Source organism: Herbidospora sp. RD11066 (assembly GCF_054661255.1).
This window is the reverse complement of sequence record NZ_BAAGDO010000010.1, coordinates 220,890-242,575: the sequence shown is the minus strand read 5'-3', so window position 1 is coordinate 242,575 and position 21,686 is coordinate 220,890. Positions and strand designations below refer to the sequence as shown.

Below are 21,686 nucleotides of genomic sequence, written 5' to 3'. Positions count from 1 at the left end.
ATGGTCGTCTCATTCCCCGCGAACGTCAGTAATAGATCTCGACGACCTTCACGATCTGGCCACTCTTCACAGTGATGAGCGCGGTGGGCTCGCCCTGCCCGGCGAGCTCGACCAGGCGGTCGCGCGGGCACGGCTCGGTGCCGAGGGAGGCCGAGTTGATCGTCTGGTCGTCGCCCTTGCACCCGACGGCGCTGAGGAAGACCACGTCGGGGGCGAGCGGGGCGGCGTAGGTCATCCCGCCCTCGGGCCCCACGAAGTCACCGCCGGCGTAGCGGACCGGGACGTACCGGGCCTCGTCGTCGCCCCACGAGATGAGGCGGCCGCGCAGCACGCCGTCGGCGCTCGGGGAGACCGCGGTGAAGTCGTGCCCCTCGTCGTACTGGAACTTGGCCGCCTTGATCTTCGGGATCTTCCCCGAGATCGGGTCCTCCTTGTCGACGTCGGCGCTCACCTTGGGCGACTGGGTCGGCGTGGCGCTCTCCGCAGGGGTGGTGGCCTCGCCCGTCGCGGTGTCCGTCACCTCGGGCGCGGGCGGCGTCGCCGTCTCGGTGACGGTCACGGTGACCGCCGGAGCGGGCGCGGCCGCCTCGGGGGTGGAGGAACAGGCGGCGAGGGGGAGGACGGCCAGGGCCAGCAGGGCCCGCCGGAATGTGATCGTCATAGCGCCCACGAGCCTAGCGAAACCCACTCAATGGCCGCGTGTCCTCCACGACGTTCCCAAAATTCTTTATTTGGACGGTCAAATCATGGCATTCCAGGTCACGAGGGCGATCCGCCCTCTCGGGTTCGCGTCGCCCAGACGGGTTCCCGGGGATCGTCGTTGTGCACGATGACGTCGGCGTGGTCCATCGGGCGGGCCGTGGCGAAGTAGAGCCGCTGGGCGGGGAGGTAGCGCTCGCGCCAGCGGCGTTCGACGTCGGCCCGGGACGACACCCGGCTCTCCCGGATCACGGCACGATCCACGGTCTGCTCCAGTGCGGTCGAGACGAAGACGCGCAGCTCCCACCGGTCGATCAGCTCCGGCCGCAGGAGGAAGACGCCGTCGAAGAGCAGCACGGAGTCGGCGGGGGCGGTGGTGAACGGCGGGGCCTGCGCGGTGTCCGTCGCCCGGTCGTACACGGCGGGCCGGAACCTGCGATCCCCGCCCGGGCCGAGCGGATCGAGCAGGACCCGGCTCAGCGCGGCGTTGTCGTGGGTGTCGAAATAGCAGCCCTCGCCCGAGAACTCGCCACGTGGGTAGCGCCGCGCCCGGGGAAAGAGGAAGTCGTCGATCGTGGCGCGGATGACATGGCGCCCTTGGCCGCGCAGGATGACGGCCAGTTCGTCGGCGAGGGTGGTCTTGCCCGCGGCGGGCGGCCCGTCGACGGCGACCCGCGTGGGATGCGCGACCGTGATGGACCCGACCGCCTCGGCCAGGCGGAGCAGCACCTCTTCGCGGGCGCCTCGGTCCACGTTTCCGTCCTTCCCGAAAGTCCACCACTTTCGAGCCGACCCTATGCGCGCCCACCTTTCCGCCGTGGGACGCATGTCGGCTATGCGTCGTCGCTGCCACCGCGCAGAGAGTGGATCATGCTCTTCAGGAGCCGGAACGCCTCCGACTGCTCGGTCTCGGTCAGGCCGGCCAGCATTCTGATCTCGACCGACCGGACCGCCGCGGTGGCCTGCTCCAGGCTCCGGCGGCCGAGGGGCGTGAGCCGCGCGGGAAGGGCCTTCCCCACGGGGGCCTCGGCGGGCCTGGTCACGTAGCCATCCCGTTCCAGGGCCTGGAGCAGCACGTTCATCGACTGCCTGGTCACGAACGCGCCCCGGGCGAGCTCGGAGTTGGACAGGCCCGGCCGCTGAGCCAGCAGTTCGAGGCAGGAGTAGTGGGTCACGCTCATCCCGAGCGGCCGCAGCACCTCTTCCATGGCGACGCGGAGGGCGCTCGACGCCTCTTTCAGCAGGTAGCCCAGCGACGTCTCCAGGTGGATGCCGGGACCGTTTTGACTCATGTCAGTATTCTGACATAGATTGCTCCGTGTCAGGAAACTGACACGAATGGAGGAGCATCATCATGCCCGTCACCGGCCCCGACTTCATCTCGCTCCAAGCGCGCGACCTCGGCGCCTCGCAGGCGTTCTACGAGCGGTACCTCGGCCTCGTCCGGTCACCGGCCGGGCCTCCGCACGCCGTCGTCTTCGAGACGAAGCCGATCGCGTTCGCCCTCCGGGACGTCGTTCCCGGCACCGATCTCGCCTCCGTCGCCCAGCCCGGCATCGGCGCCGCGATCTGGCTCCACGCCACCGACGTCCAGGCCATTCACGACGCCCTCGCCGCCGACGGCCACACCATCGTCTCCGCACCGATCGACGGCCCCTTCGGCCGGACCTTCACCTTCGCCGACCCCGACGGCTACCAGGTCACCCTCCACGACCGCGCCTGACAGCCGGTGCCCGCAGCAGCGCGCCGCCCGGATGAGCCGACCCCCAAACAGAAGCCGCTTTTGGGCTCGTACATGCCACGGGGCCGCCCGCCGGACAAGCGGCGGGCGGCCCCGTGAGGCGTTCGTCCTGGTTACAGGGGTGGTTCGGAGCCCGTGTCGATGTCGCCGTCGGGCGCCGTCGGCGGGGGTTTCGGGCCGCCCTCGGCCGGGGCCGCGGGGGTCTCCGGGGTGGCGGCCGGTTTGGTCTCGTTGAGGAGGCGCTCCAGGCGGGGGCCGCTGAGGCGCAGGAACTTGCGGTGCTCGCGGTTGCGGTCGAGGACCGCGACCTCGAGCTGGCCGGACGCCGGGCGTTCGCCCCCCGGCTCGGTCAGCGCGCTGAGCGCCGCGTCGAGGGCCTCGGCCAGGGGCGCGCCCACGCGGTAGCGCTCCTTCAGCCGGGTCGCGACGGTGTCGGACTGGCCGCCGATGACGGCCATGCCCTGTTCGTCGAAGACCGAGCCGTCGAAGGTCAGCCGGTAGATCTGGTCTTGCTCGGCCGACTCGCCGACCTCGGCGACCACGATCTCGACCTCGAGGGCCTTGATCGAGTCGGTGAAGATCATGCCGAGCTGGCTGGCGTAGACGTTGGCCAGGGCGCGGGCGGTGACGTCTTTGCGGTTGTAGTTGTAACCGTTGACGTCGGCGTAGCGGATGCCCGCCTGCCGCAGGGTCTCGAACTCGTTGTAACGGCCGACGGCGGCGAAGCCGATGCGGTCGTAGATCTCGCTGATCTTGTGCAGCGCCTTGGACGGGTTCGGTGCGACCAGCAGGATGCCGTCGGCGTACTGGACCACGACCACGCTGCGGCCTCGGGCGATGCCCTTCCGCGCGTATTCCGCGCGGTCGCGCATGATCTGCTCAGGCGACGCGTAAGGGAACGGCATGGACACCTGTGGGGTTCCTTTCTAGCGCAGCGGGGCGGTCGGCCCGTCGGGATCGATCATCCGGCCCGCGAGCAGGCCCTCGACCGCTACGGCGATCTCCTCGTCGGGCAGGCGGCGGAAGCCGTCGGCGGTGATGACCGCCACGACCGGCCAGATCCTGCGGGTGACGTCGGGGCCGCCCGTCGCCGAGTCGTCGTCGGCGGCGTCGTAGAGCGCCTGAAGGACGGTGAGCACGGCGTCGTCGGGCGCGGCGTTCTCGCGGTAGAGCTTCTTCAGCGAGCCGCGAGCGAAGATCGAGCCGGAACCGATGGCGTGGTAGGGCGAGTGCTCGTAGGGGCCGCCGCCGACGTCGTAGCCGAAGATCCGGCCGCCGTCGATCTTCTCGTCGTAGGCCGCGAAGATCGGGACGACGACGAGGCCCTGCATGGCCGCGCCCAGGTTCTGCCGGACGAAGGTCGCCAGCCGGTTGGCCTTGCCCTCGGTCGACAGCGAGCGGCCTTCGAGCTTCTCGTAGTGCTCGAGCTCGACCTGGTAGAGCCGGGCCATCTCGATGCCGGTCGAGGCGGTGCCGGCGATGCCCATGCAGGAGTATTCGTCGGTCCGGAACACCTTCTCGATGTCCCGGTTGGAGATCATGTTGCCCGAGGTGGCCCGCCGGTCGCCGGCCATGACCACGCCGCCGGCGCAGGTGACGGCGACGATGGTGGTCGCGTGGGGGATCTGGTCGCCGACGGGCGCGGGCAGCGCCTCGCGGTTACCCGGGAGCATCTCCGGGGCGTAGCCACGCACGAACTCGGTGAAGGACGAGGAACCCGTATTGGTGAAGAGGTTGTTCATCCAGGCCTGCTGAGATGCCACGCGACTCCCTCCTAGGTCGTGTTGTTACGCCGACCCTACTCATGTGACAGCGCTGGTTGCACTCTTCCCGATCAGCTGACCGCGAACCAGTTTCGGACCAGTTTCATGATCGGAGATTTTCGGTGGAAACGACTCGTCGCGGCCACGGATGATCCCGCGACCGCGACGAGGACGGCTGTCTGTGAGTTCGCCGAGCGTGACGAGGTGGGCGTTGGCCCCTTTACTCGCCACCCTTCTGCACGTAGGACCGCACGAACTCCTCGGCGTTCTCTTCGAGGACCTCGTCGATCTCGTCGAGGATCGAGTCGACGTCGTCGCTGAGCTTCTCGTGGCGCTCCTGGACGTCGCTTCCGGACTGCTCCTCGACCTGCTCGGTCTCGGTCTCCTGGCGGCCGGTCTGCTTCTGACCGCCGGTGTCCTTGCTCGCCATCGGTGATACCTCCACTCGGGGGACGTGTCTGCTTCATATCTTCCCCGAACCGACCGACAACTCGCCTGAATCGCCATGCGATCTTCGGCGGTGTCGATCAATCAGGCTCGGGGCGCGCCCGGGTTCAGTCTGCTAGTTCACATACTTGGACGTATACCCGTATATCCGGACAATTCAGTCAGATGATGGCCGACCAGTCGATCCGGCCCAGCGGAGCCAGGTATGATCATCACGGAATCGGGTTCCTCCAGATCTCCCGGATACGGAGCGAAACCGCCTCCGGACCACCAGAATATTGAGCGCATGGGGAGCTCGGATTCGGCTCAGACAGGTGGTTGGTTCAGATCGGTAAGCACACGGCGCCTGCTCACCATGAAGGCTCCAGGTTCGCCAAGGGCGTTCCGCCGGTGACGCCCGATCGCCCGAAGCCACCGCTGCTCGGTGCCCGCTACCAGCTCGGGAACCCGAGCCGCCGCGACGGTTCCGGCATCATGTGGCAGGCCCACGACCTGCTGCTGAAGCGCGACGTCGCGATCAAGGAAGTCCAGCCGCCCCAGCGCAGCCAGGCGCTCGACATGGAGCTCGCCCGGCGCAAGGCGCTCAGCGAGGCCCGCTCGGCGGCCCGGCTGAGCCATCCGGCGATCATCACGGTCCACGACCTGCTGGAGGAGAACGGCCGTCTCTGGATCGTGACCGAATTCCTCGAGGGCCTGACCCTGAAGCAGACCATCGAGCACCTCGGGTCACTTCCGGTCCACTGGTCGGCCTGGATCGGCTACCAGTTGCTGGCCGGGGTCCGCCACGCCCACGACGCCGGGGTCGTCCACGGCGACATCAAACCGGGCAACGTGCTGCTGACCGGCGACCGGGTCGTGCTGACCGACTTCGGCCTCTCGGCCCTCGAACACGAGTCGACCGCCCGCGCGGCCCGCTCGGTCGACTTCATCGCGCCCGAGCGCATGGCCGGCGAGCCCGCCAGCCCGGCCGCCGACTTGTGGTCGGTCGGTGCGACGATCTACGCCGCGGTCGAGGGGCGCCCGCCCTTCCCCGGCACGGGCGCCACCGTGCTGACCTCGACCCTCCAGCCCGATCCCCCGTCGAAGGCGGGGGCGCTGCTGCCCGTGCTCGACGCGCTGCTGCGCCGGGGGCCGCGCGACCGCCTTCCCGGGAAGGACGTGTCGATGCTGCTCGCGGGCCTGCTGCACCGCGAGGGCATCGCGGCGGCGACGCCGGGGCGGCGGGCCGACTACCTGCCGCCCGACGCCTTTACGATGTAGATTCCAAGTCGCCCTCGGTGTCCAGGAAGGCCTGCTGGAGGGCGGCGAGGATCTCCTGGTCGGGCTCGGCCCACATGCCGCGTCCGGCCGCTTCGAGGAGGCGTTCGGCGATGCCGTGCAGGGCCCAGGGGTTCGACTCGCTGAGGAACTTGCGGTTCTCCTCGTCGAGGACGTAGGTGGCGGCGATCTTGTCGTACATCCAGTCGGCGACCACGCCGGTGGTGGCGTCGTAGCCGAAGAGATAGTCGACCGTGGCGGCCAGTTCGAAGGCGCCCTTGTAACCGTGGCGGCGCATCGCGGCCAGCCAGCGCGGGTTGACCACGCGGGCGCGGAAGATCCGGCTGGTCTCCTCGGTGAGGCTGCGGGTCCTGACCGCGTCGGGGCGGGTCGAGTCGCCGATGTAGGCCTTCGGGTCGCGGCCGGTGAGGGCGCGGACGGTGGCGATCATGCCGCCGTGGTACTGGAAGTAGTCGTCGGAGTCGGCGATGTCGTGCTCGCGGGTGTCGACGTTCTTGGCCGCGATGTTGATCCTTTTGTACGCCGACTCCATGTGCTCCCGGGCCGGGACGCCGTCGACGCCCCGGCCGTAGGCGTAGCCGCCCCAGACGGCGTAGACCTCGGCGAGGTCGCGGTCGTCGCGCCACGTGCGGCTGTCGATCAGCGGGAGCAGCCCGGCCCCGTAGGCGCCGGGAGCCGAGCCGAAGATCCGCAACGTCGACCCGTCTTCCTGGACGTGGTCGCGGACGTAGTTGCCCTCTTCGTCGAGGTCGGCCACGAGCTTGACGGCGTCGTCCATCAGCGCCACCACGTGGGGGAAGGCGTCGCGGAAGAAGCCGCTGATGCGGACGGTGACGTCCACGCGGGGGCGGCCGAGTTCGGCGGCGGGGATGATCTCCAGGCCGGTCACGCGGCGGGAGGCGTCGTCCCAGACCGGGCGGACGCCCAGCAGGGCGAGCACCTCGGCGATGTCGTCTCCGGCGGTGCGCATGGCGCTGGTGCCCCAGATGGACAGGCCGACCGAGCGGGGCCACTCCCCCGTGTCGGTCCGGTAGCGCTCGACCAGCGACTCGGCCATGGCCTGGCCGGTCTCCCAGGCCAGGCGGCTGGGCACGGCCTTGGGGTCGACGGAGTAGAAGTTGCGGCCGGTCGGCAGCACGTTGACCAGACCGCGCAGGGGCGATCCGCTGGGCCCGGCGGGGATGTAGCCGCCTTCGAGGGCGTGCAGGACGTTGGTGATCTCGTCGGCGGTGCCGTTCAGGCGGGGGACGATCTCGGTGGCGGCGAACCGGAGGATGTCGCCGACCGGGCCGTCCTGCGTGACGGCGCCGGGGTCCCAGCCCGCCGCCTCCATCTCCGCGACCAAGGCGCGCGCCTCGGCCTCGACCGCGTCCACGTCGGCGCGGGCGTCGCCGTGTTCGGTCAGGCCCAGGGCCTCGCGCAGGCCGGGGAGCGCCTGGTCGCCGGCCCACATCTGCTTGGCCCGCAGGATCGCGAGGACCAGGTCGATTCTCGCTTCGCCAGAAGGGACCTGGCCGAGGACGTGCAGGCCGTCGCGGATCTGGACGTCCTTGACCTCGCACAGCCAGCCGTCGACGTGCAGGAGGAAGTCGTCGAACTCGGCGTCGTGGGGGCGGTCGTCCAGGCCGAGGTCGTGGTCGAGGCGGGCGGCCTGGATGAGCGTCCAGATCTGGGCGCGGACGGCCGGGAGCTTGGCCGGGTCCATGGCGGCGATGGAGGCGTGCTCGTCGAGGAGCTGCTCCAGGCGGGCCATGTCGCCGTAGGTCTCGGCGCGGGCCATCGGGGGCACGAGGTGGTCGACCAGGGTGGCGTGGGCGCGGCGTTTGGCCTGGGTGCCCTCGCCCGGGTCGTTCACGAGGAAGGGGTAGATGAGCGGCAGGTCGCCGAGGGCGGCGTCGGGGCCGCAGGCGGCCGACAGGCCGGCCGACTTGCCGGGGAGCCATTCGAGGTTGCCGTGCTTGCCGACGTGCACGACGGCGTCGTACCGGTTCGACAGCCAGTGGTAGGCGGCCAGGAAGTGGTGGCTGGGCGGCAGGTCGGGGTCGTGGTAGATGGCGATGGGGTTCTCGCCGAAGCCGCGCGGCGGCTGGACCATGACGACGACGTTCTCGTCCTGGAGGGCGGCGAGCACGATGTCGTCGCCGTCGACGAACAGCTCTCCCGGGGCGGGGCCCCAGTGCCGCTCCATCGCCTCGCGGAGGTCGGCGGGCAGGCCGTCGAAGTGCCGCCGGTAGACGTCCTTGTGGATGCGGACCGGGTTGCCGGCGAGTTGCTCGTCGGTGAGCCAGTCGGGGTCCTGGCCGCCCGCGGCGATCAGGGCGTGGATGAGGGCGTCGCCGTCCTGGGCGGCCACGCCGGGGAAGTCGCCGATCTTGTACCCGGCCTCGCCCATGGCCCGCAGCAGCCGGACCACGCTGCGCGGGGTGTCCAGGCCGACGGCGTTGCCGATGCGGGAGTGCTTGGTCGGGTAGGCCGACAGCATGATCGCCACGCGGCGCTCTTCGACGGGGATGTGGCGCAGCCGGGCGTGCCGGACCGCCACTCCCGCCACCCGGGCGGCGCGCTCGGGGTCGGCGGCGTAGACGGTGAGGCCGTCGGGGTCGATCTCCTTGAACGAGAACGGGACCGTGATGATCCGGCCGTCGAACTCGGGGATGGCGATCTGCGAGGCCGCGTCCAGCGGGGACAGCCCGTCGTCGGCGGCCTCCCAGGTGGCGCGGTCGGTGGTCAGGCAGAGCCCCTGGAGGATCGGGATGTCGAGATCGGCCAGCGCGCCGACGTCCCACGCCTCGTCCTCGCCGCCCGCCTGCGCGGTCGCGGGCCGGGTACCCCCCGCCGCCAGCACGGTGACGATCAGCGCGTCACACTCGCTCAGCGTCTCGATCAGCCCGGCCTCGGCGGTGCGCAGCGAGGCGCAGTAGACGGGCAGGGGACGTCCACCGGCTTGGACAATCGCTTCGGACAAAGTCCGGATGAAAGAGGTGTTGCCGGCGACGTGATGGGCGCGGTAGTAGAGGATCCCAACCACCGGTTGTCCTGAAATTTCCGGACTGCGCGCAGCGCTGTCCGGACCCCCCGCACCCTGCGCGCCAACCTTTGCCGCTGCTTCCGCAGTTTGCCCTGTCCGTGTTTCTGCCGCCGTGCTCGGCTCCGCCACGTGGCTTTCGGGATCGGGCCGAACACCCGGATCTGCCGAAATTTCGGGCAATGCATGGGGAGGGGTGACGCTGAGGCCGGCAGTCTCGCCAAGGCCCCACGACGGCAGTGCGGCCGGAGGGGCGAAGCCGTTTCCGGTCAGGAGCAGGGTGTCGCTGAGGAAGTTGTGCAGTTCGGTCAGGTTGGCGGGGCCGCCGTGGGCCAGGTAGGCGTGGGCCTCGGCGCACACGCCGCTCGGGACCGTCGAGAGCTCCATCAACTCCGCGTCGGGGGCCTGTTCGCCGCCCAGCACCACAACCGGCTTCCCGCCGGCCAGGAGGATGTCCAGGCCCTCTTCGTAGGCGCGGCGGCCGCCCAGCAACCGGACCACGATCACGTCGGCGTCGTCGAGTAACGACGTCGGGTCGGGGGTTCGGGAGGGGTTCGCCAACCGGTAGGGGGCGCCGCTCGCGCGGGCGCTCAGGAGGTCGGTGTCCGATGTGGACAGCAAAACGATCATGGCGAGCCCTCCCTCGGGGTCCGCGCCCCGGGTCGTGTGTTCAGGTGACGGCCGAGTCTCCTGGCTCCCGGATCAGGGCTCACCCCGGCCTTCCCTGTGACAGTGGCCGTTGGTGGGGTTCGCTCCCCGGTGACAGTGGCGGGACCGCGCCGGATTCACACCGGCTTCCTCGTTTGTGCCGTCGCCCGATGAGACTACGGGACTCCCCCGGCTTGCAAGACCCACGGGGGGCTTTACCATCCTCGACGTGGCCATTACCGGACATTCCTCGCGCGACGCCTGTCCCGGCGCGCTCCAGGTCCATCAGGCGGCGGACGGGCCGCTGGCCCGGGTCCGGCTGCCCGGAGGCGACCTGACCGGGGCGCAGCTCGCGGTCCTCGCGACCGCCGGCGGGGGCGTGCTGGAGCTGACCTCGCGCGCGAACATCCAGGTCAGAGGGGTCGACGACCCGGCCGGGTTCGCCGAGGCGATCGCGGCGGCGGGGCTGCTGCCGTCGGCCTCCCACGAGCGGGTGCGCAACATCGTCGCCTCGCCGCTGTCCGGTTCCGCCGCTTTCCGCGCGCTGGTGAAGGGTCTCGACGAGGCGATCTGCGCCGTACCGGAACTGGCCGATCTGTCCGGGCGGTTCCTGTTCGCGGTCGACGACGGCTCCGGGGATGTGGCGGGTCTCGGCGCCGACGTGGTGCTGATGTCCCGCGGTGAGCACTTCGCCGTCTTCGCCGGAACCACCGATCTTTCTTTACGGCTACCGCCCACTGAGGCGATCCACGCAGCGGTCCACGTCGCGCAGACCTTCCTCCGGCTCTCCGAGGGCGAATGGCGTATCCCCGAGGGCACCTTCCCGGGACCGAAGGCGACCTTCCCCGAACCCCGGACCAGCGGCTACGTCGGCGACTTCGGCGCGATGACCGGCGCCCTGGTCCCCCTCGGCCGCCTGACCGCCGCCCAGGCGCTGGTGCTGGCCGAGGCCGAGTGGCTGCGGATCACGCCCTGGCGCACCCTGCTCGTCCCCGCGGGCACCCGCCTGCCCGAGGGGCTGATCACCGACCCCGGCAGCCCCTGGCTCCACGTCACCGCCTGCACCGGCTCGCCCGGCTGCGCGAAGTCGCTGAGCGACGTGCAGGCGGACGCCCGGCCCATCGGCGTGCCCGTCCACTGGTCCGGCTGCGCGCGCAGGTGCGGGCGGCCCAGGGGCGAGGTCACCGACCTGATCGCCACCCCGTCCGGCTACCAGCGGAGCGCATCGTGACCTACATCAAGGACGGCGCCGAGATCTACCGCCAGTCCTTCGCCACCATCCGCGCCGAGGCCGACCTGTCGGCCCTGCCGCCCGACGTGGCGCGGGTCGCGGTCCGCATGATCCACGCCTGCGGCATGACCGACCTGCCCGGCGACATGGCCTGGTCGGACGGGGTCGTCGCGGCGGCCAGGAAGGCGCTGGACGCGGGCGCGCCGATCCTCTGCGACGCCAACATGGTCGCGGCGGGGGTGACGCGGAAGCGGTTGCCGTACAAGAACGAGGTTCTGTGCACCCTCGCGGACCCGCGCGTTCCGGCGCTGGCGGCGGAGCTCGGGACGACCCGCAGCGCGGCGGCGCTGGAGCTGTGGCGCGAGCGGATGGGCGGCGCGGTGGTGGCGGTCGGGAACGCGCCGACGGCGCTGTTCCGGCTGCTGGAGATGGTCGCCGAGGGGGCGCCGCGACCGGCGGCGGTGATCGGGATCCCGGTGGGGTTCATCGGCGCGGCCGAGTCGAAAGACGCGCTGGCCGCCTCTGACCTGGAGTTTCTGGTGGTTCGCGGTCGCCGTGGCGGCAGCGCGATGACGGCGGCGGCGCTCAACGCCATCGCCAGTGACGAGGAATGATGACCGGAACGCTCTACGGCGTGGGCCTCGGCCCCGGCGACCCCGAACTGGTGACCGTGAAGGCGGCCCGGCTGCTCGGCGAGGCCGGGGTGATCGCCTACCACAGCGCCCGGCACGGCCGCAGCATCGCCCGCTCGGTCGCCGCCCCCTACCTGCGCGAGGGCCAGATCGAGGAGGCCCTGGTCTACCCGGTGACGACCGAGACCACCGACCACCCGGGCGGCTACCAGGGCGCCCTCGACGAGTTCTACGCGAACTGCGCCGCCCGGCTCGCCGCCCACCTCGACGCGGGCCGCGACGTGGTGGTCCTGTGCGAGGGCGATCCGCTGTTCTACGGGTCGTACATGCACATGCACAAGCGCCTGGCGGCGAGCTACCCGACCGAGGTGGTCCCGGGCGTGACCTCGATCAGCGGCGCCGCGGCGGCGCTGGGCCGCCCGCTCGTCGAACGCGACGAGACGCTGACCGTGCTCCCCGGCACGCTGCCCGCCGAGGAACTGGTGGCCCGCATCGGCGAGGGCCCGGTCGCGATCATGAAGCTGGGCCGGACGTTCGCCAAGGTCCGCGCCGCCCTGGAGGAGGCCGGCCGCCTCGACGAGGCCTGGTACGTCGAACGCGCCACCACCGGCGCCCAGCGCCTCGCGCCCCTGCGCGACGTCGACCCGGAGTCGGTCCCCTACTTCTCCCTCGCGCTGCTCCCCTCCCCCGTCGGCGCCCCGCTCCCGCTGCCCGAGCACCCGCGGGTCGAGGGCCCCGGCGAGGTGGCCGTCGTCGGCCTCGGTCCGGCGGGGCGTTTCTGGCTGACCCCCGAAGCCCAGGACGCTTTGGCCACCGCCGACGAGCTCGTCGGCTACGGCCCCTACCTCGACCGGGTGCCGCCGAACCCGCGCCAGAAGCGGCACGCCACCGACAACCGCGTCGAGGCCGAACGCGCCGAGCACGCGCTGTCGCTCGCGCTGGCCGGATCGCGGGTCGCCGTGGTGTCGTCGGGTGACCCCGGCGTCTTCGCGATGGCCTCCGCCGTGCTGGAAGCCGCCACCCAGGAGAGGTTCGCGCAGGTGCCGGTGCGTGTGGTGCCCGGACTGACCGCCGCGCACGCCGTGGCAGCCCGGGTCGGGGCTCCGCTGGGGCACGACTATTGTGTGATTTCGTTGTCGGACCAGCTCAAGCCATGGGACGTCGTCGCCAAGCGGATCTCCGCCGCGGCCGCCGCCGACCTGGTGCTCGCGATCTACAACCCGGCGTCCAAGACCCGGACGTGGCAGGTGGGCGTCGCGCGCGACCTCATGCTGGAGCACCGTCCGGCGACCACGCCCGTCGTCATCGGCCGGGCGGTGGGGACCCCTCAGGAGAGGATCGTGGTGACGACCCTTGGCGACCTCGACCCGGCGGAGGTGGACATGCGCTGCCTGCTGATCATCGGCTCCTCGACGACCCGCGTGTCCGGCGGCGTGGTGTTCACGCCCCGGCGCTACCCGGCATGAAACGCGTCTTCATCCTCGGGGGCACGGCCGAGGCGCGCGAACTGGCGGCCCGGCTGCACCCCGACCACGTGGTCGTGACCTCCCTGGCCGGCCGGGTCAGGGAGCCCCGCCTGCCCGTGGGCGCCGTCGTGATCGGGGGGTTCGGCGGGTCGCTGGGGCTGGCGAGGTGGCTCTGGGAGCACCCGGTCGACGTGGTGATCGACGCTACGCATCCGTTCGCGGCCCAGATGTCCGAGGCGGCGGCGGAGGCCTGCGGGATGACGGGGATCCCGCTGCTGGGGCTGCGGCGCCCGGGGTGGACCCAGGAGCCGGGGGACGACTGGCGGTGGGTCGCCTCCCTGGAGGAGGCCGCCCGGTCGCTGCCGGGGACGCGGGTGTTTCTGACGACCGGGCGGCGGAGCCTGGCGCTGTTCGACGGGACTCCGGGGGTGTGGTTCCTGGCGCGGTCTGTTGATCCGCCGGAGGAGCCGGTGGCGATGGAGGTCATTCTGTCGCGGGGGCCGTACACGCTCGAGGGGGAGCTGGCCCTGATGCGCGAACACCGGATCGACACCCTGGTGACCAAGGACAGCGGCGGGGAACTCACCCGCGCCAAGCTGGTGGCCGCGCGCGAGCTGGGGATTCCCGTCGTGATGGTGCGACGGCCACCGGTGCCCTCGGAGGTCACGTATGTGGCGACGGTGTCCGAAGCGGTCGACTGGGTGCACGACCACGAGTAGCGGGCTTCAGCGGGAGCGGGCGACCGAATACAGGTGACTGTCGGGGAACTGGGCCGCCGTGAGGACCTGGCCGACGATGATGACCGCTGTTCGCTTCACGCCCGCCGCCCGCACTATGTCCGAAATGTCGCCCAGCGTGCCTCTGATGATGACTTCGTCGTCGCGGGAGGCGTAGGCGACCACGGCCACCGGGCAGTCCGCCCCGTAGGTCGCCGTGAGTTCCTCGGTCACCGGTTCGATGCGCTGGACTGCCAGGTGGAGCACCATCGTGGCCCGGGAGCGGCTCAGGGTGGTCAGGTCCTCCCCGGGCGGCATGGGGGTGGCGCGTTCAGAAGTGCGGGTGAGGATGATCGTCTGGGCCACCCCGGGGACCGTCAGTTCGCGCTTCAGGGAGGCCGCCGCCGCGGCGAAGGCGGGAACGCCAGGGACGACCTCGTAGGGCACCCCGGCCGCGTCGAGGCGGCGCATCTGTTCGGCCATGGCGCTGAAGACCGACGGGTCGCCCGAGTGGAGTCGGGCCACGTCGAGGCCCTGGTCGTGGGCCGCCACCATCTCGCCGAGGATCTGGTCGAGGTTGAGGTTGGCGGTGTCGACGATCCTTGCCCCCTCGGGGCAGCGGGCCAGGAGTTCGGCGGGGACGAGCGAACCGGCGTACAGGCAGACCGGAGACGTCTCGATCACCCGCTGCCCGCGCACGGTGATGAGGTCGGCCGCGCCGGGGCCGGCTCCGACGAAACGGATCACTCGACATCCTTCGATGGTTTGCGGGTCGACCAGATCGTCACGGGCATGGCGGGGCGCCAGCCGGTGAAGCCGCCCACGGGGGCGGCGCGGCTGACCGAGAGGCGGGTGAGGTCGCCGCCCTGCTCCTTGTGCCAGCGGGCCAGGACCGCCTCCGACTCGACCGTGACGGCGGTGGCGACCAGGCGGCCGCCCGGTTTAAGGGCCTGCCAGCAGGTCTCCGGCACGCCCTCCCTGGTCAGGCCGCCGCCGATGAACACGGCGTCGGGGGGTTCGAGGCCGGTGAGGGCCTGCGGGGCCGTTCCGGCGACGACCTTCAGGGTCGGTACGCCCAATCTCGCCGCGTTCCCCACGATGCGAGAAGCCCTTTCAGGGTCGCGTTCGACGGTCACCGCGCGGCATGACCGGTCGGCGCGCATCCACTCGATGGCGATGCTGCCGGCGCCGCCGCCGACGTCCCAGAGGAGGCCGTTCGGCTGGAGGAAGGCCAGGACGACGGCTCGGATCTCGCGTTTGGTGAGCTGGCCGTCGTGGTCGTAGGCGTCGTCGGGCAGGCCGGGGACGATCGGGAGCGGGTCGTCAGAAGCGCATTCGACGGCCACGACGTTGAGGGGGTCGTGGTCGTCGCGGACCGGGCCGACGCGCTCCCCCGGACCGCCCAACTGTTCGAGGACGGTGATCGAGCTCTGGTCGTACCCACACGTGGTGAGGGCCTCGGCCACGGCGGCGGGAGAGCCGCTCCCCTCGCTGAGCACGATGAACCGGCGGCCGGGGGCGAAGACGGCGCTGAGCGGGCGGCCGACCATGCTGACGACGGTCACCGACTCGACCGGCCAGCCGAGCCGCGCGCACGCCAGCGACACCGACGACGGATGCGGGATCACCCGCACGTCCGGGACGATCTTCGCGATGGTGGCGCCGATGCCGTGGTGCATGGGGTCGCCGCTGGCCAGCACGCAGATGCGCCGATCCCTGGTCAGGAGCTCGCGGAGGGCGGGCAGCAGCGGCGAGGGCCAGGTCACGATCTCGGCCGGTACGTCGGGCAGCAGCGCCAGCTGGCGGTGCGAACCGGCGATCACCTCGGCTCCGGCGATGGCCTCACGGGCCCGCTCGCCCAGCCCCGGCCAGCCGTCGGCGCCGATGCCGACGACGACCACGTCAGTCACGTCGCACGTTCCCCAGCTCTCGCGTGATCTTGATCTCGATGACGACCCGCAGCGGGTTGGGCTTCGGCTCGCGGTAGCGGGCCGTGTAGAGCCGCACGGCGTGCGCGACCGCCTCGGGGTCGTCGTTCACCGTCGCCACGCCCTCCAGCGTCGACCAGCGGGCGCCGTCGACCTGGCACACGGCCACCCGGCCGCTGCCGTTGCGGACATTGCGGACCTTCTGGGAGGTCGAATAGGTGATGACCCGGGCGACGTCGCCGTCGAGGGTCACCCCGACGGGCACGACGTGCGGGGTGCCGTCGGCCCGCAGGGTCGTGAGCGTGCACAGGTGCCGCTCGGTCCAGAACTCCTCGAAGCTCATCCGCACTCCTTGACGAAACGGGTCGCTGCCTCCGGCGTCCCCGCCCAGTGGAGGTGCAGGTAGGACGCCAGGATCCGCCCGGCAGCGTACCCGTCGGCGCCGCCGCGCCAGCGGTAGACCCGCTCACCGGGGAGTTCGGTGACCGTGCGGTGGAACTCGTGCCCCCTGACGCGCTCCCCGGCCCGGCCGATGACGGTGTCCTGGGTGACGGCGGCGTCCCGGTAGCCGAGGGTGAGCTTGGGCGACATCTCGGATTTGGCATCGATCCGGCCGACCATGGGGTGGCCGTCGAGCTCCCTGGCCAGATAGAGGAGGCCCCCGCACTCGGCGAGGATCGGCCCGCCGAAGGCGCTGATCTCCCGCTTGAGCCGCTCGTTGGCGGCCAGCTCGTGGACGTGCATCTCCGGGAACCCGCCGGGCAGGATCAGACCTTTGGTGCCCTCTGGGAGTTGCTCGTCGCGGAGGGGGTCGAAGGGAACGACCTCGGCACCGGCGGCTTCGAGCAGCTCGGCCTGCTCGGCGTACCCGAAGGTGAACGCGGGCCCACCAGCGACGGCCACCACGATTTTCCCGGATGAACCATCGAAAAACCGCCCACCCGGCCCCAGAGCTCCAGCGGCGAGCCGACCGGCCGAGCCGAAGTCCTCAGCGGGGGTCTGCCCGGGAGGGCCCCCAGGTTGGGAGCCTGCCGGACTGCCGCCGATGGTCGCGAATTCCCGCGGATCCCAGGGATCATCTGTCAGTTCCGGAGCCGTGTGGGCCAGGCTGACCAGGGCTTTCAGGTCGCAGCTTCTCGTCACCAGGTCGCCCAGGCGGGCCACCGCCTCGATGGCCTCGCGGCGACGTTCGGCCACCGGGATGAGGCCCAGGTGGCGTGACGGGGTCTCGATGCCGGGGGTCCTTCTGATGACGCCCAGCACCGGCACGCCGCTGTGCTCCAGAGCCGCGCGGCAGACCTCCTCGTGGCGGTCGGAGCCGACCCTGTTGAGGATGACGCCGCCGATCCGCACCCGCGTGTCGAACCCGGCGAAGCCATGGACCAGGGCGGCGACCGACTGCCCCTGGCCGGTGGTGTCGACGACCAGGACCACGGGGGCGTCGATCAGCCGGGCGACGTGCGCGGTGGAGGCATAACCGTCGGGGAGGCCGTCGAACAGGCCCATGACGCCCTCGACGATCGCGATGTCGGCGTCCCTGGCGCCGTGTAAGAACAGGGGCGCGACTAGGTCTTCGCTGGTGAGGAAGGGATCGAGGTTGCGGCCGGGGCGGCCGGTCGCCAGGGCGTGGTAGCCGGGGTCGATGTAGTCGGGGCCTGCTTTGTGCGGGGAGACCGTCAGGCCCGCTTTGACCAGGGCGGCCATCAGGCCGGTCGCGATCGTGGTCTTGCCCGCTCCCGACGACGGCGCCGCGATGACCAGCCGGGCTACCATTCGATGCCCCTCTGGCCCTTCTGCCCGGCGTCCATCGGATGGCGGATCTTGGTCATCTCGGTGACCAGGTCGGCGAACTCCATCAGGTCGGGGTGGGCGTCCCGTCCGGTGATGACGACATGCTGGGTTCCGGGGCGGTTCCGCAGGGTCTCGATGACGTCTTCGACGGGGATCCAACCCCATTTGATGGGGTACGTGAATTCGTCCAAGACCAGCATCTTGTACGTTTCCGCGGCCAGATCCCTTTTGATCTGCGCCCAGCCCTCACGAGCGTTCTCCGCGTGGTCGTCGTCGCTCTTGCGGATCCACGACCAGCCGTCGCCCATCTTGTGCCAGACGACCGGCGGCCCGATCTCGCCGAGAGCCTTCAGCGCCGACTCCTCGCCGACGCGCCATTTGGCCGACTTGACGAACTGGAAGACTCCGATCGGCCATCCCTGGTTCCAGGCGCGCAGCGCCAGGCCGAAGGCGGCCGTCGACTTGCCCTTGCCGGGGCCGGTGTGCACGATGACCAGCGGCCGGGTGCGGCGCTGGCGGGTGGTGAGGCCGTCGTTCGGGACGTTCTCCGGTTGACCTTGCGGCATCTCACGCGGCTTTCATGACGTGGGCGACATCGGACAGCCCGACGACCGGCGCCCCAAGACGGAACGCCAGCTTCCCCGCCAGCCCCAAGCGGACCGGCCCGGACTCGCAGTCGACGACCACACAGGCCGTGTCCCTGAGCAGGGTGGCGGCGCGGTCGGCGTCGCCCGAGGTGGCGCGGCCGTCGGTGACGACGACGATGAGCGGGCGCCGCGCGGGGTCCCGCAGGCGTTCCACGCCCAGGACCTCGGCGGCCTTGATCAGCCCGGCGGCGATCGGGGTGCGGCCTCCCGTTTTGAGCAGGCGCATCCTGGCGGCGCCGGCCTCGACCGAGGAGGTCGGCGGGAGGACGAGTTCGGCGGAGTCGCCCCGGAAGGTGATCATGCCGATCTTGTCACGGCGCTGGTAGGCGTCGAGGAGGAGGCTCAGGACGGCGGCCTTGACCTCACCCATGCGCTTGCGGGCACCCATGGACCCGCTGGCGTCGACGACGAACAGGACGAGATTGCCCTCCCGGCCTTCGCGGATGGCCTCCCTCAGGTCTGCCGAGGTGACCCCGCCCCGGCGCCAGCCCCTGAGAGCGGCGGCGCGGATGGTGGCGGTGAGGTGGACCTGGGTGACCTTGGCCTTCGGGGCGCGCGAACCCACGGTCCGGCCTCGGGATGAGCGGCCTCGGGACCGGCGTCCGGGAGCGCCGCCACCGACACCGGGAACAGAGAAGAGGCGCGCCTTGTAGGGGGCACCGGGGACTTGGAACGACTCGGTGACCTCGCCTTGACCGGCCGGGGAGTCGGCGGTGTTCGCGTCGGCCTGAGTGCCTTCACGATGGTTCGCGTCAGAGGCTTGGCGATCTTCGCCGAGCCCACTCGGATCGGCCTGACTCCGATCGGCCCGATTCTGATCAGCCTGATCCCGATCGGTCTGGCCCTGATCAGAAAAATCCTGATCGGCCTGATTCTGGTCGCCGTCCGAGCCGTCAGGCGGAGTCGGGTCCTCCGGGTCCTCGGGGTCGTCCGGGAGCTGATTGAGGAGTTCGTCCAGTTTGTTCTCGTCCAGGCCCGGCGCGTCGAAGGGGTCTCTCCGCCGGCGGTGCGGCAGGGCGAGGCGGGCGGCCTCACGTACATCACGGGTGGTGACCTTGTCGCGCCCGGCCCAGGCCGCGTGGGCGACCGCCGCATGCGCGGTGACCAGGTCGGCGCGCATCCCGTCGACCTCGAAACCCGCGCAGACCGTGGCGATCTGCTTGAGAGCGGCATCGGGGAGACGTACCGACTCCACCCGCTTCCGCGCCTCCGCGATCCGCGCGGCGAGTTCGACCTCCCGGGCATCCCAGTCGGCCGCGAACGTCTCGGGGTCGCGCTCGTAGGCCATCCGCCGCCGGATCACCTCGGCCCGCTCGCCGGGGTCGCGCGAGGCGCGGACCTCGACGGTCAGCCCGAACCGGTCGAGCAGCTGGGGTCGCAGCTCCCCCTCTTCGGGGTTCATCGTCCCGGCGAGCAGGAACCGCGCGGCATGTCGGACCGACACCCCCTCACGCTCGACGTAGCAGGTCCCGAGCGCGGCGGCGTCGAGCAGCAGGTCGACCAGGTGGTCGTGCAGGAGGTTGACCTCGTCGACGTAGAGCACCCCGCGATGCGCGGCGGCCAGCAGCCCGGGCTCGAACGCCGCGACCCCGTGCGCGAGCGCCTTCTCCAGATCGAGCGACCCGGCGAGCCGATCCTCCGACGCGCCGACCGGCAGTTCGACGAGCCGGGCCCTGCGCGTCTCGCTCCCGCCGTCGTGGGGTCCGTCAGGGCACTCCCGGTACGGCGCCACGGGGTCGCAGGCGAACCGGCACCCCGGCACCACATCCACAGAAGGGAGCAGTTCGGCGAGCGCCCGCACGATCGTGGACTTCGCCGTGCCCTTCTCCCCGCGGACCAGCACACCCCCCACCCGTGGCGACACGGCGTTGAGGATGAGCGCCAGTTTGAGGTCGTCCATCCCGACAACGGCGCTGAACGGATAGGTCACTCCAGAGTTCCTTTCAACCGCAGATTCCACCGGCCACCCACCCCGGTGAGCAGCGCACTCCCCAGCGGGGGCACGTCGAGGCGCCGATAGTCCGCCCCCGTGGCCACCACGACGGCGGCCCGCACGACGGCGGGATGGGTGAGCGCGAGCACCGGCCCGCCGTCGAGCCCGCCGAGCCACTCGCGCACCCGCTCGATCAGCGCGGCCACCGACTCCCCGCCGTGAGGCACGGCATGGAGATCGTGGATCCACTGGGCGAGCTCGACGGGATCGATCCCGGCCAGCCTCCGCCCGCGCCAGCTCCCCATGTCGAGATCCCGCAGCTCGGGCGTCACCTCGGCCCCGGGGAGAAGATCACATCGAGCTTCGGGCCCTCGCAGGACTCGGGTCGAATGCGGCCGCGCCAGCGCGGGCCGGTCGCCCTCCAGCGGCTCGTCGGCCAACGGGAACGCGCCTTCCCGCTGGCCGACGGTAAGCGGGTGCGCCCTCAGCGTCACCCGCACCGCCTTCACGACACACCTCGCCGCCGGCCGTGGCCGACCTGCGATCTCGGCGTCGGGCCTGACACCGATCGCAGGCCCCGCACCGGCCCTTGAGACGAGACCGCCTCCACCGCGCGCCCGGTCCGGGTCAGACCCGCACCGGCCGCCGGGCGGACAGCAGGGCGAACACCGAGCCGAGCACGCCCCAGAGCACCGCCTGCATGCCCAGCGACGACACCCGGAAGTTCCACAGCAGCACCGCCGGGAACTCCTGCGGCACCTCCTGGATGGCCGGCAGCACCGCGTAGGCGACCCCGACGATCACCAGGAACGCCGGGACGGCCGCGACCCACCCGTAATGCCGGTGGATCACCGCCCCCGCCCCGAGCGCCAGCAGCCCGATGACCAGCATCACCAGATAGAGGACGGTGCGCTGCCCGATCGTCTCCGGGTCGCCGACAGCGGGCGGGTTGCCCGGATACTTGAGGAACGGCACGAGCACGACCGACAGGAACCCCCCGGCGGCCAGCGTGACGGCGAGCGACTGCTCGTTGGCGGGCCCGAAGCGGCCCTTGACGAAGGCGTAGGCGAGCGCGAACAGCCCGCCGATGACCAGGCCGTAGAGGGTGGTGGCGAGGAAGAGCCCGAAGGCCTGCCCGCCCCGGCTGACCAGTTCGTCGGCGTGCGAGTGACCCGCCCCTGCGGCGGCCTCCTCGATCGCGATGGCCTGGTCGATGAAGGGCTCCCCGACGAGGAACCCGAAGAGTCCCGCGAGCAGCCCGGCGACGGCTCCGGCGCCGAGGCCCCGGAGGAAGAAGTCCTTGATCATCAGTGGCAGGGAACGCCGAGCAGGTGACGGCCGTCGTGCATGAGCTCATGCAGGAAGTCACCGCTTGAGGCGAGCAGCCCCGCCGAGTCCATCGTCACCAGGTAGGCGACGATCAGAAGCACCGGCACCGCCGCCGACCAGGGCAGCAGGTTGCGTACGGGAATGGATGGGGAGCTGGAAATCTGGCTCACGCCACGATCCTCCTCCGGGATTGCGCGTCCCTGTCGTAGATCAACGTGGCGGGTGGTGACCTGACTTTCCATCGGCTGATGGATCACAGTGGCGCGACCGCACCGGACTCTCACCGGTTTCCCACACGCCGCCACAATTCCCGGCGAACGTACCCCGATCTACCGAAACCCGTCAAGATGACACGATCCCGGCCACTTTACAACGTAGATCAGAAAACAGTGGCCCCGAGGCGCGCCTCACC

The 21,686-nt window shown here is 71.1% G+C and carries 22 protein-coding genes and 2 riboswitches; of the genes, 6 read left to right on the top strand and 16 right to left on the bottom strand.

All coding sequences use genetic code 11. The features are described from left to right. Positions 1 to 25: 25 nt before the first annotated feature. The 3 genes from ACYQ78_RS32470 to ACYQ78_RS32460 all read right to left on the bottom strand — a co-directional run bounded on the left by ACYQ78_RS32470 (position 26) and on the right by ACYQ78_RS32460 (position 1,991). The gene (locus tag ACYQ78_RS32470; protein ID WP_459804766.1) at positions 26 to 661 is read right to left on the bottom strand and encodes a hypothetical protein; all 636 of its coding nucleotides are present in this window, start codon (positions 659 to 661) and stop codon (positions 26 to 28) included. A 98-nt stretch (positions 662 to 759) separates the two neighbouring features. After that, on the bottom strand, positions 760 to 1,452 hold the full coding sequence (locus ACYQ78_RS32465) for a nucleoside/nucleotide kinase family protein (RefSeq protein WP_459804765.1): 693 nt from the start codon (positions 1,450 to 1,452) through the stop codon (positions 760 to 762). Positions 1,453 to 1,532: 80 nt separating this feature from the next. Beyond that, on the bottom strand, positions 1,533 to 1,991 hold the full coding sequence (locus tag ACYQ78_RS32460) for a MarR family winged helix-turn-helix transcriptional regulator (RefSeq protein ID WP_459804764.1): 459 nt from the start codon (positions 1,989 to 1,991) through the stop codon (positions 1,533 to 1,535). 62 nt (positions 1,992 to 2,053) lie between these two features. Between ACYQ78_RS32460 and ACYQ78_RS32455 the strand changes: the two genes are divergently transcribed. Further along, positions 2,054 to 2,422, top strand: coding sequence for a VOC family protein (locus ACYQ78_RS32455; protein WP_459804763.1), 369 nt, complete (start codon positions 2,054 to 2,056; stop codon positions 2,420 to 2,422). Between the two features lie 131 nt (positions 2,423 to 2,553). Here the strand turns inward: ACYQ78_RS32455 and prcA are convergent, their stop codons facing one another. From prcA to ACYQ78_RS32440, 3 genes are all read right to left on the bottom strand, one after another. Beyond that, entirely contained in the window at positions 2,554 to 3,345 is a 792-nt protein-coding gene (prcA, locus tag ACYQ78_RS32450) for a proteasome subunit alpha (protein WP_459804762.1), read from the bottom strand. A gap of 21 nt (positions 3,346 to 3,366) precedes the next feature. After that, positions 3,367 to 4,182, bottom strand: coding sequence for a proteasome subunit beta (gene prcB, locus ACYQ78_RS32445; RefSeq protein WP_459804827.1), 816 nt, complete (start codon positions 4,180 to 4,182; stop codon positions 3,367 to 3,369). Positions 4,183 to 4,423: 241 nt separating this feature from the next. Next, positions 4,424 to 4,633: a ubiquitin-like protein Pup gene (locus ACYQ78_RS32440; protein WP_061292715.1), complete on the bottom strand. Its 210-nt coding sequence runs from the start codon at positions 4,631 to 4,633 to the stop codon at positions 4,424 to 4,426. 407 nt (positions 4,634 to 5,040) lie between these two features. Here ACYQ78_RS32440 and ACYQ78_RS32435 point away from each other — a divergent pair, with 407 nt between their 5' ends. Further along, a complete protein-coding gene (locus ACYQ78_RS32435; RefSeq protein ID WP_459804761.1) occupies positions 5,041 to 5,910 on the top strand; it encodes a serine/threonine-protein kinase in 870 nt (289 codons plus the stop codon). Here the strand turns inward: ACYQ78_RS32435 and cobN are convergent. After that, entirely contained in the window at positions 5,900 to 9,583 is a 3,684-nt protein-coding gene (gene cobN, locus ACYQ78_RS32430) for a cobaltochelatase subunit CobN (RefSeq protein ID WP_459804760.1), read from the bottom strand. The genes ACYQ78_RS32435 and cobN overlap by 11 nt on opposite strands. Before the next feature lie 32 nt (positions 9,584 to 9,615). Beyond that, a riboswitch (cobalamin riboswitch) is annotated at positions 9,616 to 9,781 on the bottom strand. A gap of 49 nt (positions 9,782 to 9,830) precedes the next feature. On the opposite strand from cobN, the gene ACYQ78_RS32425 reads away from it, so the two are divergent. From ACYQ78_RS32425 to ACYQ78_RS32410, 4 genes are read left to right on the top strand one after another with little or no spacing between them, the layout of a single operon-like run. After that, positions 9,831 to 10,832: a hypothetical protein gene (locus ACYQ78_RS32425; protein ID WP_459804759.1), complete on the top strand. Its 1,002-nt coding sequence runs from the start codon at positions 9,831 to 9,833 to the stop codon at positions 10,830 to 10,832. Next, a complete protein-coding gene (locus tag ACYQ78_RS32420) occupies positions 10,826 to 11,446 on the top strand; it encodes a precorrin-8X methylmutase (RefSeq protein WP_459804826.1) in 621 nt (206 codons plus the stop codon). Before ACYQ78_RS32425 ends, ACYQ78_RS32420 begins: the two co-directional genes overlap by 7 nt. Further along, the gene (locus ACYQ78_RS32415; RefSeq protein ID WP_459804758.1) at positions 11,446 to 12,930 is read left to right on the top strand and encodes a precorrin-2 C(20)-methyltransferase; all 1,485 of its coding nucleotides are present in this window, start codon (positions 11,446 to 11,448) and stop codon (positions 12,928 to 12,930) included. The genes ACYQ78_RS32420 and ACYQ78_RS32415 overlap by 1 nt, the downstream gene beginning before the upstream one ends. Beyond that, positions 12,927 to 13,649, top strand: coding sequence for a cobalt-precorrin-6A reductase (locus tag ACYQ78_RS32410; protein WP_459804757.1), 723 nt, complete (start codon positions 12,927 to 12,929; stop codon positions 13,647 to 13,649). The genes ACYQ78_RS32415 and ACYQ78_RS32410 overlap by 4 nt, the downstream gene beginning before the upstream one ends. A gap of 6 nt (positions 13,650 to 13,655) precedes the next feature. Here the strand turns inward: ACYQ78_RS32410 and cobM are convergent, their stop codons facing one another. The 9 genes from cobM to ACYQ78_RS32365 form a co-directional block, all read right to left on the bottom strand. Further along, positions 13,656 to 14,393 carry a precorrin-4 C(11)-methyltransferase gene (gene cobM, locus ACYQ78_RS32405; RefSeq protein ID WP_459804756.1) on the bottom strand — a complete coding sequence of 246 codons (738 nt, stop codon included), beginning with the start codon at positions 14,391 to 14,393 and terminating at the stop codon, positions 13,656 to 13,658. After that, positions 14,390 to 15,556, bottom strand: a complete 1,167-nt coding sequence (gene cbiE / locus ACYQ78_RS32400) for a precorrin-6y C5,15-methyltransferase (decarboxylating) subunit CbiE (RefSeq protein ID WP_459804755.1) — start codon at positions 15,554 to 15,556, stop codon at positions 14,390 to 14,392. Before cbiE ends, cobM begins: the two co-directional genes overlap by 4 nt. Further along, on the bottom strand, positions 15,549 to 15,917 hold the full coding sequence (locus tag ACYQ78_RS32395; RefSeq protein ID WP_459804754.1) for a PPOX class F420-dependent oxidoreductase: 369 nt from the start codon (positions 15,915 to 15,917) through the stop codon (positions 15,549 to 15,551). Before ACYQ78_RS32395 ends, cbiE begins: the two co-directional genes overlap by 8 nt. Next, the gene (locus ACYQ78_RS32390) at positions 15,914 to 17,347 is read right to left on the bottom strand and encodes a cobyrinate a,c-diamide synthase (RefSeq protein WP_459804753.1); all 1,434 of its coding nucleotides are present in this window, start codon (positions 17,345 to 17,347) and stop codon (positions 15,914 to 15,916) included. Before ACYQ78_RS32390 ends, ACYQ78_RS32395 begins: the two co-directional genes overlap by 4 nt. Continuing rightward, positions 17,341 to 17,931 carry a cob(I)yrinic acid a,c-diamide adenosyltransferase gene (cobO, locus tag ACYQ78_RS32385; protein WP_459804752.1) on the bottom strand — a complete coding sequence of 197 codons (591 nt, stop codon included), beginning with the start codon at positions 17,929 to 17,931 and terminating at the stop codon, positions 17,341 to 17,343. The genes ACYQ78_RS32390 and cobO overlap by 7 nt, the downstream gene beginning before the upstream one ends. Before the next feature lies 1 nt (position 17,932). Next, positions 17,933 to 19,912, bottom strand: a complete 1,980-nt coding sequence (locus ACYQ78_RS32380; protein WP_459804825.1) for a VWA domain-containing protein — start codon at positions 19,910 to 19,912, stop codon at positions 17,933 to 17,935. A 26-nt stretch (positions 19,913 to 19,938) separates the two neighbouring features. Next, on the bottom strand, positions 19,939 to 20,454 hold the full coding sequence (locus tag ACYQ78_RS32375) for a histidine phosphatase family protein (protein ID WP_459804751.1): 516 nt from the start codon (positions 20,452 to 20,454) through the stop codon (positions 19,939 to 19,941). A 118-nt stretch (positions 20,455 to 20,572) separates the two neighbouring features. Beyond that, entirely contained in the window at positions 20,573 to 21,253 is a 681-nt protein-coding gene (locus ACYQ78_RS32370) for a CbtA family protein (RefSeq protein ID WP_459804750.1), read from the bottom strand. Further along, positions 21,253 to 21,444, bottom strand: a complete 192-nt coding sequence (locus ACYQ78_RS32365; protein WP_066368377.1) for a CbtB domain-containing protein — start codon at positions 21,442 to 21,444, stop codon at positions 21,253 to 21,255. Before ACYQ78_RS32365 ends, ACYQ78_RS32370 begins: the two co-directional genes overlap by 1 nt. Positions 21,445 to 21,449: 5 nt before the next feature. Next, a riboswitch (adenosylcobalamin (AdoCbl) riboswitch) is annotated at positions 21,450 to 21,593 on the bottom strand. Between the last annotated feature and the right edge of the window lie 93 nt (positions 21,594 to 21,686).

Excerpts from the sequence above, each read along its gene's own strand:
- ACYQ78_RS32470 (WP_459804766.1), bottom strand. The coding sequence starts at position 661 with ATGACGATCACATTCCGGCGGGCCCTGCTGGCCCTGGCCGTCCTCCCC.
- ACYQ78_RS32460 (WP_459804764.1), bottom strand. The coding sequence starts at position 1,991 with ATGAGTCAAAACGGTCCCGGCATCCACCTGGAGACGTCGCTGGGCTAC.
- ACYQ78_RS32455 (WP_459804763.1), top strand. The coding sequence starts at position 2,054 with ATGCCCGTCACCGGCCCCGACTTCATCTCGCTCCAAGCGCGCGACCTC.
- prcA (WP_459804762.1), bottom strand. The coding sequence starts at position 3,345 with ATGCCGTTCCCTTACGCGTCGCCTGAGCAGATCATGCGCGACCGCGCG.
- prcB (WP_459804827.1), bottom strand. The coding sequence starts at position 4,182 with ATGAACAACCTCTTCACCAATACGGGTTCCTCGTCCTTCACCGAGTTC.
- ACYQ78_RS32440 (WP_061292715.1), bottom strand. The coding sequence starts at position 4,633 with ATGGCGAGCAAGGACACCGGCGGTCAGAAGCAGACCGGCCGCCAGGAG.
- cobN (WP_459804760.1), bottom strand. The coding sequence starts at position 9,583 with ATGATCGTTTTGCTGTCCACATCGGACACCGACCTCCTGAGCGCCCGC.
- ACYQ78_RS32415 (WP_459804758.1), top strand. The coding sequence starts at position 11,446 with ATGACCGGAACGCTCTACGGCGTGGGCCTCGGCCCCGGCGACCCCGAA.
- ACYQ78_RS32410 (WP_459804757.1), top strand. The coding sequence starts at position 12,927 with ATGAAACGCGTCTTCATCCTCGGGGGCACGGCCGAGGCGCGCGAACTG.
- ACYQ78_RS32395 (WP_459804754.1), bottom strand. The coding sequence starts at position 15,917 with ATGAGCTTCGAGGAGTTCTGGACCGAGCGGCACCTGTGCACGCTCACG.
- ACYQ78_RS32390 (WP_459804753.1), bottom strand. The coding sequence starts at position 17,347 with ATGGTAGCCCGGCTGGTCATCGCGGCGCCGTCGTCGGGAGCGGGCAAG.
- cobO (WP_459804752.1), bottom strand. The coding sequence starts at position 17,931 with ATGCCGCAAGGTCAACCGGAGAACGTCCCGAACGACGGCCTCACCACC.
- ACYQ78_RS32380 (WP_459804825.1), bottom strand. The coding sequence starts at position 19,912 with ATGGACGACCTCAAACTGGCGCTCATCCTCAACGCCGTGTCGCCACGG.
- ACYQ78_RS32370 (WP_459804750.1), bottom strand. The coding sequence starts at position 21,253 with ATGATCAAGGACTTCTTCCTCCGGGGCCTCGGCGCCGGAGCCGTCGCC.